Raw genomic sequence first — 12,148 nt, 5'->3', positions numbered from 1 at the left:
ATGCTGGCGCGCCCCAAGGACTACCGTGAAGCAGCAGCAGGCTGCAGTTCGTCCATAGTCACTCTGTCTCCGCTTTTCCGGATTTCACGAATGAGGTTGGACCAGTAACCGTGCCAAGGCTCAAGCACGTCATTAATACACGTTCTTCTGATCACCAGCGGCACGCGTAGCTGGCCCACTTCCCAACGAGCTTCGGCACTTACACTTACCTTAGGACTTTGCATGGCTACGGTCTGGCGGAGCGTTTTGCCATGGCTATCCAGCAAGCCTGAGCCCCAAGGTGACATGCCGATGCGTTTGGCGATTGCATCGAAGCTACGTTCCAACTTTCTTGGACTGATCTCCGGAAAGTCGATAGTTGCTCGGGCCAACACCCGCTCCCGCGTCGGGTGAGAGCAAAAAGTAGTCATCGCTCCTGACGGTTCAGAGGCGACATTGATGAGGACGGCGATCGCCAAGGCTGCAAGACAAGGTCGCTTCATCGTTTGAGCTTACCAGCGAGTCGAACGTCCGCAATGTTGTGGTGTCCGGAAACCCGGTTATTCGATGCGCTGGCGATAGCCGCCGCCCGCGTGCCGGCGTCAAGCCCGACGACTGCCGCCGCGATAGTGGCCGTTCAGGCACCTGAGCTCGTACGCCGGAAGCGGTCGTTTGTTTATCGATGTCGCTGGCCCGGTGAAAGGCCTGGGTTGGTGGTTAGCTGCCGCTCGGCGTTGTTGACATCTGCTTGCGCATTGTCTGCTCAGCGAAGCTCACTGCTTCTGCAACAGTCACCGTAAAGACGCCGCCTTGCGCCTTCCGCCACTCGGCTATGCCGCCGTTTGCGTCAGGAAATTCCGCTTTTGACGCTGAGAGTTTCGTGACGCTCGCATCCAAGGAGGCCCTTGAGAAAGGTGCGTGCTGAAGGGTGCCATTAACCGGCAAGCCATCGAAATGTATGCCGATTATGCTAACGTGGTAGACTGGGCCGCTCTTAGTAAACTGCGGCGAAACCTCGATTTTTTGTATCTTGAGCAACGATCCTTGGTCGCCCGGGCGAGTTTGATATTCCCAGACCTGACCTTCCGCGTATCTGTCAACGGTCGGGGTGGCCGCCATCGCGCCCGCCGCCATGACAAGTCCAAAGCACGCTAATCCTAAGTGACGCATCGCTCTCTCTCCTGACCTCGATGGAAGCTGCACCATCGGCGAGGCGTCCGCAACTGGGCGACAACCGTCAAGACCCCTTCAACCCTCTCCATCCTCCCCAGTCATGCCAGCTTAGGCTGGCATCTCTGACCTCATGCAATCCGGCACGAGATCCCGGCCTTCGCCGGGATGACGGGATTTCGGGCGACGGGTTCTGGGCGGTTGCAGACGTTGAACGCTGCATTCACGCCTCGCAAAACCCGCGTTTCGTTCAGGCGGCGATCCTTGGTTTCGGCCCGACGTAAAGGGACGCGGGCCGTATCAGCCTGCCATTGGCAACCTGTTCGCGCGCATGGGCGAGCCATCCCAGCGTTCGGCCCATCGCGAACACGCAGGTGAATTCGCTAGCGTCGAAGCCCAGCGCTTCGAGCAACAGCGCGGTGTAAAACTCGACGTTTGTTTGGAGTGATCGGTCCGGCTTGCGCTCGCGCAGGATCTGAAGGGCTGCCTGCTCCACCGCCTCGGCCAATGCCAGCCGGCCCGCATCGGGAGAGAGCCCTTTCAGCGCGCGCTTGAGCGCGTCCGCTCTTGGATCGCGCACCCGGTAGATGCGATGGCCAAAGCCCATCAGCCTGTCCCCCCGGTCGAGGGCACTCTCGATCCAGCGCCGTGCGTTGGACGCGTCACCGATCGCGTCGAGCATTTCGATAACCGGCCCGGGTGCGCCGCCGTGCAGGGGGCCTTTCAAGGTGCTGAGCCCCGTCAGCACCGCCGACGTCAGTCCGGCCAGTGTCGAGGCGGTGACGCGCGCGGCAAAGGTGGAGGCGTTGAGGCCGTGATCGCAGACGGTGACCAGATAGGTATCGAGCGCCGCGGCTTCTTCCAGCGTCGCCGTGGTTCCCCGCACCATCCGCAGCACATCGGCGGCGTGGTCCGCCGCCGGATCGGGTGGTACCAGATCCTGATGCTGGCGCCGGCGCGCGACAGCGGCGGTGAACACCGAAACTCCCGCCAGCAGCCGCAAGGCGGTCCGCACATCATCGCCCTCGGGTATCCGCGCCAGCAAGGCACGAACCGTTTCGACCGGGTTCAGGCCAGCGGGCATGGAATGGGGCACCTCGACATGCGTGAAGGCTTCGACCCGCGCCTCGCCCAACATCCTTTCCAGTCCGTCCAAGTCGGGCAGATCATCAAGGAACCCGTCGAGCAACAGGTGCGCCGCTTCCGCGAAACGCGTGCGCCCCGCCAGCTGGCCCAGTTCGAAGCCGCGGATCACCAGCCGTCCAGCGGCACCATCGACATCGGACAGAACTGTGCTCGCGGCCACGACGCCTTCCAAACCTTCCGCCATCTTCTGCATCTCCTGGACTTGACGGGCACAGGATTCCGGCGGAAGTTGATTTGGTCAATCTTGATCAACTTAATCAATGTCTGGGCTTGAGCATGGCTGGCTGGTTGACCGCAGAAGAAGTGATGGCGCGGCTCGGCCTCCGGGCGCAGACGCTTTACGCCTACGTCAGTCGCGGACGGATCGAGGCGCGGCGGGACGCGGACGATCCGCGGCGCAGCCTCTATCGCGCTTCGGACGTCGACCGGTTGCAGAAGCGGCGTGCCCGTGGCCGGGGACAGGCCGCCGTGGCCGAAGAAGCCATCGCCTGGGGAGAGCCGGTGCTGGCATCGGCGATCACGACGATTGCGGACGGCAAGCTCTGGTACCGGGGCAGGAACGCCGCGTCGCTTGCCGAGACCGCAAGCCTCGAAGGTGTCGCGCGCCTGTTGTGGGACTGTGGCAATGAGCGGTTCCCGACACAAACCAACACGATCGCGCCGGGCCGTGCGCACGACCGGATGTTTCAAGCCCTTGCCTGGCGCGCTGCAACAAGCCCCGCCACGCGGGGACGAAGGCCCGAGGCGCTATACTTCGAAGCGGCAGCGCTGCTCGACCTTCTCGTGGACGCGGTGGCCGGAGGCTCGGGCGACGGTCCGATGGATCAGCGGCTCGGCCGCGCGTGGGGGTGCGACGACGTCGGGACGGACCTTATCCGGCGGGCCTTGGTCCTGCTGGCGGACCACGAGTTGAATGCTTCAACTTTTGCAGCGCGCGTCACGGCTTCCACGGGAGCATCGCTGGCGGCCTGCGCGCTCGCCGGACTTGCCGCCCTGTCCGGCCCTCTCCATGGGGGGATCGCGACGCGCGTGCGCAGTTTCCTGACCGAAGCCGGCAAGGCTGACCCGCATGGAGCCGTGTCGGCACGTCTTGCGGCCGGCGCGGCACTGCCCGGCTTTGGACATCCCCTTTATCCTGATGGAGACCCGCGCGCAAAAGCGTTGCTGGCGGCCTTTGATCCGCTGCCAGAGCATCGTGATCTCGCGGCGGCCGTGCTGGAGGCCACGGGCGAACTCCCGAACATCGATTTCGCCCTGACCGCGCTCACCGAGCTTGCCCATCTTCCCGAAGATGCACCGTTCCAGATTTTCGCGACCGCGCGGTGCACCGGCTGGATCGCACACGCCCTCGAGCAATCCCGCGCCGGGAAGCTGATCCGGCCGCGAGCCAGATATGTCGGTGTGGCGCCCGATACAGTATTTGCCGAGGCAAACCCGTGAGCGTTGCGGAAGCTCAAACGCCGGGAACGAAGGCCTTGATCCAGTTGAGGATTTCCGCGCGGCGGCGTCTATCGTCGGTGATGTCCTCGTCCACCCCCAGTTGCCAGGCAAGGCCGGCATCCTGAGGCGCGGCGGCAAGGCTGGCCAGCACTTTCACATAGGCATCGAGCGCGGCGCGATCGGCGAAGAAGCCCTGCGCGATCATGTCGTCGGCATAGAGCGTGTAGAGCTGGACGAGCTGGGCAATGTCGAATTCGGGGTGGTACTGCACCGCCCAGACGTCGCTGCGCCCCACCGGCACGACCGCTGCCTGTACCACGCTGTGCGCGTTGGACGCGAGCAGCGTGGCGTTGTCCGGCAGGCGCGTGACTTCGTCGTAATGGATGCACGGCGCATCGAACACCGCGCCCTTGCCCGCGAACATCGGGTGATCGGTACCCGCCGCCGTGCGCACGATCTTGCGCGCGAAGCCGACCTCGCGCCCGCGCGGATTGTATTCGACCTGCCCCCCGGCGGCCATGACGGCGATCTGCAGGCCCCAGCAGCTTCCGAACACCGGCAGACCCGCTTCGGCCGCGTCGCGCAGCATGGCGATCTGGTTGGTGACGGCGAATTCCTTGTCATAGGCATGAAGCGACGAACCGGTGACGACGAAGCCGTCGTAATCGGCGAACGACCGGCCACCGGGGATAGCCCAATCCGCATCGGCCGCGTTGACCACGTCCAGATCGAAATCGGGAAAATGCGCCAAGATCGCCAGCGCGTAGATCTCGCTGGACGAACGCACGCCCAGCTCGGCGGCGCGCGCGCGCTTGTCGGCGGTATTGCCTTCCATCAGAAGCAGTCGTGTCATCGGGTATCTCTAGTGTTGCGATTGCAAGGTATCCGCGCGGTAACGCTGCGGCGGCACGCCCACCCAGCGGGTGAAGGCGCGCGTGAAATTGGAATGCTCGGCATAACCCAGCCGTAGCGCGACCTGCGCGATCGAGCATTCAGGACGGGTGCGGAATTCCAGCATCGCCTGCCGCATCCGGCATTCGTCGAGCAGTTGCTGGAAGGTCAGTTGGGCCTCGGCCAGCCGGCGCCGCATGGTGCGGCTCGACATGCCGATCTCGCTGGCGAGTTCATCCTGGTTGATCTCGCCCTGCGACATGCGCGCGAAGATCATCGCGGCCAGGCGATCGCGTGCGGGTTCGGCGCGGCGCTTGCGCGCGATCTGCGTCGACAGGTCCTTGAGATTGCTCCTGGCGTCCGATGGCGGCATCGCCGCATCGAGCATGGCAACCGGAAGACTCAGCGAATTGACCTCGCCGCCAAAGCTCAGGCGGCTGAGCGGCATGGCAAGCCCGGTATCGCGGCGCGCGCATTCGAACCCCAGCTCGATTTCGTCCATCGCGTCGGGCACGGCCATGCGCACGATGCGGGCGACGATGCCAAGGCTGAACATGGCGTCATGGTGGCGCGGCCAGATGTCGGGATCGAGGATGCGGTAATTGACCGTTGCCGTCCCGTCCTTGACCTGAAAGTCCAGCGTGGTCGAATCCTGGAGCAGTTCGAAATGATCGGCAAAGCGGCGCAGGGCCGCGCCGAGCGTCTGTGCCGAGGTGATCGCGGTGCCGATCTCCCCCAGTTGCGCAAGATCGTAGTTGAGGCCGATCGTCCATGTCGCGGCCGGATGATTGGCCCGCTCGCCAACGGATTCCGCCATGCGCGCGAAACGCTTGAGCGAGATGCGATTCGACGTGGCAACGTCGCCGTTGTCGAGACCTGCCCGGGCAAGGGCTTCGTCGGGTTCGATACCGAAGGCGGGCATGGAGTCGGTCCACCCGCAAAGCGCTTCGGCCTGTACTGCCGGTTGGCTCATGGCTACTCCCCTATACGATAGTCGGAATGCGATTCCCGATCTTGACAGGAGCGTAACGCAGCCCCGCCATTCCAAATTATCCGAAGCGGTCATTGGATTGATACTTTCGATCAAATCCGGAGCTTGCTTTGATCGGGAATGCCACTTGGCCAGTCCTGCCAAGTGAACCTGCCGCCGCTGTCCTAGGAACTGGCTCCTTCAAGGGGAGGGACTCGCATTGGCCCAGCAATACGACGTCGACAGTCCGGCAGCCGTTGTCAGCGCAATCGTGCTGGGCACGCTGGGCGTTCTTTCGTTCATCGTCCAGCCCGCGCTGGTTCAAGGCTTCGTCACCCACCTGCATGTCGGCGAACCCGAAGCGCTGAACCTTGCCGGCATCGAGATGCTGGGTGTCGCCATCTCCTCGATCGCCATGGCGCTGGGTTCGCACCGGTACGACTGGCGGCGAGTCATGGCGGCGGCACTGCTCGTCGCGGCGCTGGGCAACGGCCTTTCGGCCATGGCATCCGGTGGCGGCACGCTGTGGACTGCACGCTTCATTGCCGGACTGGGGCACGGCGCGATCATCACACTGAGCTTCACCTTCGTCGGCCTGACGCGCAAGGTGGACCGCAACATCGCCTTGTATCTGGCTCTGCTGCTGACCTACGGCGCGATCGGCGTGTGGCGGATGCCGGCGTTTCTCGATCGGTTCGGCCTGCCGGCCCTGTTCTGGCTGTTCGCAGCCCTTCTCGTTCTCGGGCTGGCGACCGTGCGCAACGTGCCGCGCACGCACGAGGCGCGGGCCGAAATTCCTGAAGGCGCGCGCGATCTGCCGCATGGCATGGTTGCGGTCGCGCTGGCGGGCGTGCTCGCGTACAACATCGCGCAGGGCATCGCCTGGGCCGTGCTGTTCCTCGTCGGCATCGCGGCCGGTCTTGGCGAACAATCCGTGGCCGACGCGCTGTTCGCCTCGCAGGTTCTGGCGATCGGCGGCGCGCTGGCATCGGTGTTTCTGGCAGGCGCACTGGCGCGCGACCGCGCGATCATGATCGGCATTCTCGGCGGCGGGGCGTGCATCGGGCTGCTGCTGGCCCATCCCGGCATCGTGCTGTTCGCGATCAGCGTCTGCGGCTTCAACGTGCTGTGGAACTTCGTGCTGCCCTTCATCCTCGGCACCGTGGGGGAGTTCGACACGCGCGGGCGCATGATCGGCCGCGCCGTGGCAATGCAGATGCTCGGCCTTGGCACCGGCCCGTTCCTGGCGGGGCTGCTGACCAACGGTTCGAGCTATACCCTGGTCGAACTGGCCTGCATCTTCTTCTTCCTTGCCAGTTTCGCGCTGCTGCTTCTGCCGATGCAGGCGCACCGCCGCCTGCTCGCGCCGCAGGGCTGAGGATACCGCACGCACGGCGCGGGCGGCGTCTGCAAAACGGAAATGTCCCGATCTGCCAAGCAGGACGGGGCGCATCGGTATCTCCTGCAATCGACACCGGCGCGTCAGCCACATGGCGACGGTCCGGGCGACACAGGGAGATTACGCAATGACGCAGCCGTATCATCGACTGTTCCATGCTTCGCCGATGGCCATCGCGGCGGCCATCGCGGTCATCAGCGCCACACCGGCCTTCGCCGAGACGCAGCCGGCCGCGGAAGCGACCGAAGCGCCGCAGCAGGGCTTCGGCGATATCGTCGTCACCGCCAACAAGCGCAGCGAGAACCTGCAGAAAGTCGGCATCTCGGTCTCGGCCTATTCGGGTGACCAGCTCAAGGCGCTGGGCATCACCGATACCACGCAGATCACCCAGCAGATCCCGGCGTTCCAGTTGAACGCGTGGTCACCCAACGTCACGATCTTCAACCTGCGCGGCATTTCGCAGAACAACTTCACCGATTACCTCGAAGCGCCCGTCGCGGTGTACATGGACGATGCCTACATGGGCTCGATCAACGGCATTTCCGGCCAGTTGTTCGATACCAAGCGCGTGGAAGTGCTGCGCGGCCCACAAGGCACCCTGTTCGGCCGCAACGCCACCGGCGGCCTGGTCCACTACATCAGCAACGATGCCAGCCAGGCCGATTTCAACGGCTATGCCGAAGCCAGCTACGAACGCTTCAACCGGCGCGCGCTGGAAGGCGCGGTAGGCGGTTCGATCACGCCGGGGCTGCGCTTCCGCGTGGCCGGGCGCGTGGTCAAGGCGGATGGCTATATCAAGTCCGCCGCCGCCCTGCCCGGCACTTTCGACGGCAACGGGCAGGATCTGGGCGGCGAAAACGCCTGGGCCTTGCGCGGCACCGTGCAGGCCGACATCGGCAGCGACGGCAAGCTGGACCTGTGGTTCAAGCACAGCGAGGACAACCACGTCGCCACCGGCGGCTATGTCTTCGACAACTGCGATCTGCTCGCCAACGGCTATTGCCACGTCAACCCGGCCGGCCTCAGCGACGGCACCGGCGGCGTCATCAACGGCATCACCGGCGCAAAGGCCAGCCCCTACCAGAACTTCTCCAACGATCGCGGCAACTTCGATCGCCGGACCGACATCTATCAGGGCAAGCTGGTCAAGAAGTTCGGCGGCGTGGAACTGACCGCCATCACCAACTACACCGATCTCAAGAAGTCCTATGCCGAGGATGGCGATGCCCTTCCCGTCACCGTCATCCAGTTCCTCACCACCGCGCGTTACAAGCAATTCAGCCAGGAATTGCGCCTTTCGGGCGACAGCGGCCCCTTCCGTTGGCAGGCGGGCGCCTATTACCTCAACATGAAGATCGCCGGCTCGCTCACCACCATCGGCGCGCCGGTGCTGGGCACCGCCTTCGCCATCAACGGCGCGGCCAACGATCCGCGCGTGGTCGAGGACTATACGCTGCGGTCGAAGAACTGGTCGCTGTTCGGCCAGGGCGAATACGATCTGTCCGACACGCTGACCGTGATCGCCGGGGTGCGCTATTCCAAGGACAACAAGTCGATCGACTATACCTCGCGCCTGATCGACACGGGCTTCCCGACCGTGGTGCGCGCCACGGACGAAGCGTTTGCGGCCGTCGTTCCCGGCATCAACCGCATCAAGTATGGCGACTGGGCGGCCCGCGTTGGTCTGAACTACAAGCCCAATCCCGATACCCTGCTGTTCGTATCGTGGAACCGCGGCATCAAGGGCGGCAACTGGACGCTGAGCGCCGATGTGACGCCGGCCAACTTCCGCCACGATCCCGAACGGCTCAATTCGTTCGAGGGCGGCGTGAAGTGGTCCAACGCCGGTCGCACGCTGCGCGCCAACCTGACCGCCTATCACTATATCTACGACAACTATCAGGCGTTCTCGGTACTGGGCGGCCTGCCGCAGGTGAGCAACAGCGACGCGCGGGCCACGGGCACGGAGCTGGAAGTGTTCTGGCAACCGGTCAAGCGGCTCAACGTGAACCTTGGCGCGACCTGGGAGACCACCAAGGTCAAGCAGATCCTTGGGCCGGGCAGCCAGATCGGCCCCGAATTCTTCCCCGGCGCGCCCGATGCCCAGTATTGCGCCAACCAGGGTGACGGCACCTTCCTGTGCACCTATCCGCAAAAGGCAATCACGGACGCCAAGCTGCCCAACGCGCCGAAGTTCAGCATCAACTACCTGCTGCGCTACAACATCGACGCGTTCGGCGGCAATCTGGCGGCGCAGTTCGACGGCGTGTGGTACGACGACCAGTATCTGGAAGTCACCAACGGCGCTTCCTCGCTGCAGAAGGCCTACAACGTCTCGAACGCGTCGCTGACCTGGACCACCGCCAACGACCGCCTGTCGGTCCAGGTGTTCGGGCGCAACGTGTTCGACAAGGCCTACCGCGCCTATACGCTCAACCTCGGCATTCTCGGCACCACGTCGGTCTATGCCAAGCCCGCCACGTATGGGGCGAGCGTGACGGTGCGCTGGTAACACCCGACATGAGGGCGACGCCGGGCCGGGTTTTCCGGTCCGGCGCTGCCCTCTGCCGGCCGCCCCGGACCACCGGGCGCTTTGCAATTCTGGCCATTCGCCCCTCGGCGCAAAAGGAATTGATCCTAAGCATCATGCTGCGCTGCAACTGCGGCCTTCGATCAATTGCATTTTCGGGACGGGCCATAGCTTTCGTTTCGTGAACAGAAGCCGGCCGCGACGATTCAGCGGCGGCATGAACAGGGGAGTTCATCATGGGGGTCCACCGCACATTGGGACGCAGGCTTGGCCTGCTCGGTACGTCGATGCTGGGGGCGATGATCGTCGCCGCGCCGGCCTTCGCGCAGGAAGCGCCGCAATCCGCCACGGAAGGCGCGAACGACGCCAGCGGCGAAATCATCGTCACCGCCACGCGCAAGTCCGAAGCGCTGAGCAAGGTTCCGCTGAGCGTCAGCGCCTTTTCGACCGAAACGCTCGACAAGCGCGGCGTGCGCGATTTCAGTGACGTGATCCGCCAGACGCCGGGCGTGGTGTTCGAAGCCACCAACACCACCACCAACATTGCGATCCGCGGCATCAATTCCACCGTCGGCGCGGCGACCACCGGCGTCTATATCGACGATACGCCGATCCAGGTCCGCGCGCTCGGCTACAGCGGCGGCAACGCCTATCCGGTGATCTTCGATCTGGAACGCATCGAAGTGCTGCGCGGCCCGCAGGGCACGCTGTTCGGCGCGGGTTCGGAAGGCGGCACGATCCGCTTCATCTCGCCCCAGCCGAGCGCCACCACCACCTCTGGCCGTATCCGCTCGGAACTCTCCTTCACCGAAGGCGGCGCGCCCAGCTATGAAATCGGCGCGGCGTTCGGCACGCCGATCGTGCAGGACAAGCTGGCGATCCGCGCCAGCGGGTACTACCGCCGCGATGGCGGGTACATCGACCGGGTGCGCTTCGAGGACAAGTCGGTCGTCCAGAAGAACGCCAACTGGAACGAATCCTACGTCGGCCGCGTGGCGCTGGCATGGACACCCACGCCGCAACTGACGATCACGCCTTCGGTCGTGTTCCAGAAGCTCAACACCAACGACAGCGGCGAATCCTGGGACAATATCGCGGCCGACCAGACCCAGCCGAGCGTGCCCTTCTCCGACTATGCCAACAACAAGCTGCTCAACGGCAACCGCGTGCGCGAATGGAGCAAGGACCGCTTCGTGCTGCCCTCGCTCAACATCCGCTATGACCTGGGCGGCGCGGACCTGATCGCGATCGGCTCCTATTTCGACCGCAAGCAAACGTTCGTGTCGGACTACACCACCTTCGACCAGAGCCTGTTCACCGGCATCACTCTGCCGATCTTCCCCAACCAGTCCGCATTCAGCGACTTCGTGAACACCCAGAAGAACTGGACCGGGGAACTGCGCCTGCAATCGACCGCCAAGGATTCGAAGATCTCGTGGGTCATCGGCACGTTCTACCAGCAGGCCAAGCAGACCTCGATCCAGCAGGTCAACGACACGTTCTTCTACCAGTACGCGCCGTTCCTGGCCGGCATCCTCCCGCCCTTGGTCAACGGCAAGCTGATCTATGATCAGGCCACCACGTCGAAGGACACGCAATATGCGGTCTATGGCCAGGTCAACTACAAGCCGGTCGACCGGCTGACGCTGACCGTGGGCCTGCGTTATGGCGAGACCAAGTTCGCGATCAACTCCTTCGCGCAAGGGCCCGTGGTCGGCCCGTCGGTCACCGACGTCGGCACGCAGAAGGAACATCCGTTCACGCCCAAGTTCGGCATCGATTTCCAGGTGACCGACCGCACGCTGATCTACGGCTCGGTGTCCAAGGGCTTCCGCCCGGGTGGCTACAACCCACAGGTGGGTTCGCCCTGCGGACCCGAACTCGCCTCGCTCGGCTATCCCGGCGGTCGCCCCAAGCTTTACAATTCGGACTCGGTGTGGAGCTACGAACTGGGCCTCAAGACGCGCGTCGCGGACGGGCGGCTGGGCATCCAGGGCAGCGCCTACCAGATCGACTGGAAGAACATCCAGCAGTCGGTTGCGCTCAATTCCTGCGGCTTCCAGTTCACCGGCAACCTTGGCAACGCGCGCAGCCGCGGTTTCGACCTGCAGCTCGACCTGAAGGTCAGCGAGCAGTTCTCGCTCCAGGCCGAGGTCGGCTACACCGACGCCAAGTTCCTCAACACGTTCCTCGGCGGCCCCAGCGCGACGGTGCCTTCGGTGACCAAGGGCAACCACATCGCCTCGCCGCCGTGGACCGTGTCGGTGCATGGCCAGTACGATATCCCGCTCGGCGAGAACAAGGCCTACGTCCGCACCGACTTCGACTACCGCGCCTATCAGAGCGCGCTGACGCCGGGCATCGATCCGCGCAACGGCGGGTCCGATCCGACGCTGTCCAACCCGCCGGCCGTGAAATCCTGGTCGATGCGCGCGGGCTATCGTTTCAGCGGCGTTGATGTCTCGGTGTTCGTGAACAACCTGCTCAACCAGCACATCTGGGCCGGGCGGCGTTCGCGCGACAACGGCTTGTCGACGATCTACCGTTCGAACATCGTGCGTCCGCGCACCTTCGGCCTGACCGCCGCCTACAGCTTCTGAGGCGGCGGCCAGCAAATCGAAAA

General features: G+C 64.2%; 9 protein-coding genes. 4 read left to right on the top strand and 5 right to left on the bottom strand.

Features of this window, described 5'->3' with window-relative positions:
• Positions 1 to 20: 20 nt before the first annotated feature.
• The 3 genes from B3547_RS18670 to B3547_RS18660 all read right to left on the bottom strand — a co-directional run bounded on the left by B3547_RS18670 (position 21) and on the right by B3547_RS18660 (position 2,479).
• Positions 21 to 458 carry a hypothetical protein gene (locus tag B3547_RS18670; protein WP_292965723.1) on the bottom strand — a complete coding sequence of 146 codons (438 nt, stop codon included), beginning with the start codon at positions 456 to 458 and terminating at the stop codon, positions 21 to 23.
• 238 nt (positions 459 to 696) lie between these two features.
• The gene (locus tag B3547_RS18665; RefSeq protein WP_292965720.1) at positions 697 to 1,149 is read right to left on the bottom strand and encodes a hypothetical protein; all 453 of its coding nucleotides are present in this window, start codon (positions 1,147 to 1,149) and stop codon (positions 697 to 699) included.
• Positions 1,150 to 1,399: 250 nt separating this feature from the next.
• The gene (locus tag B3547_RS18660) at positions 1,400 to 2,479 is read right to left on the bottom strand and encodes a citrate synthase/methylcitrate synthase (protein WP_292965717.1); all 1,080 of its coding nucleotides are present in this window, start codon (positions 2,477 to 2,479) and stop codon (positions 1,400 to 1,402) included.
• A gap of 50 nt (positions 2,480 to 2,529) precedes the next feature.
• Here B3547_RS18660 and B3547_RS18655 point away from each other — a divergent pair, with 50 nt between their 5' ends.
• On the top strand, positions 2,530 to 3,735 hold the full coding sequence (locus B3547_RS18655; RefSeq protein WP_292965714.1) for a citrate synthase family protein: 1,206 nt from the start codon (positions 2,530 to 2,532) through the stop codon (positions 3,733 to 3,735).
• 13 nt (positions 3,736 to 3,748) lie between these two features.
• Here B3547_RS18655 and B3547_RS18650 read toward each other — a convergent pair whose 3' ends face one another.
• Both B3547_RS18650 and qhpR read right to left on the bottom strand, forming a co-directional pair.
• Positions 3,749 to 4,588: a type 1 glutamine amidotransferase gene (locus B3547_RS18650; protein ID WP_292965711.1), complete on the bottom strand. Its 840-nt coding sequence runs from the start codon at positions 4,586 to 4,588 to the stop codon at positions 3,749 to 3,751.
• 9 nt (positions 4,589 to 4,597) lie between these two features.
• Complete coding sequence (gene qhpR, locus B3547_RS18645; RefSeq protein ID WP_292965708.1) at positions 4,598 to 5,599, bottom strand: AraC-like transcriptional regulator QhpR; 1,002 nt, start codon at positions 5,597 to 5,599, stop codon at positions 4,598 to 4,600.
• A 217-nt stretch (positions 5,600 to 5,816) separates the two neighbouring features.
• Between qhpR and B3547_RS18640 the strand changes: the two genes are divergently transcribed.
• From B3547_RS18640 to B3547_RS18630, 3 genes are all read left to right on the top strand, one after another.
• Positions 5,817 to 6,974 carry an MFS transporter gene (locus B3547_RS18640; RefSeq protein ID WP_292965705.1) on the top strand — a complete coding sequence of 386 codons (1,158 nt, stop codon included), beginning with the start codon at positions 5,817 to 5,819 and terminating at the stop codon, positions 6,972 to 6,974.
• 148 nt (positions 6,975 to 7,122) lie between these two features.
• A complete protein-coding gene (locus tag B3547_RS18635; protein WP_292965702.1) occupies positions 7,123 to 9,507 on the top strand; it encodes a TonB-dependent receptor in 2,385 nt (794 codons plus the stop codon).
• 254 nt (positions 9,508 to 9,761) lie between these two features.
• Positions 9,762 to 12,125 (top strand): TonB-dependent receptor, encoded by a 2,364-nt coding sequence (locus B3547_RS18630; RefSeq protein ID WP_292965699.1) that lies wholly within the window; start codon positions 9,762 to 9,764, stop codon positions 12,123 to 12,125.
• Positions 12,126 to 12,148 lie beyond the last annotated feature (23 nt).

Source organism: Novosphingobium sp. UBA1939, from assembly GCF_002336885.1.
Lineage (GTDB): Bacteria > Pseudomonadota > Alphaproteobacteria > Sphingomonadales > Sphingomonadaceae > Novosphingobium.
Note: the sequence above shows the minus strand (reverse complement) of the source record. Positions and strands in the feature narration are given on the sequence as shown.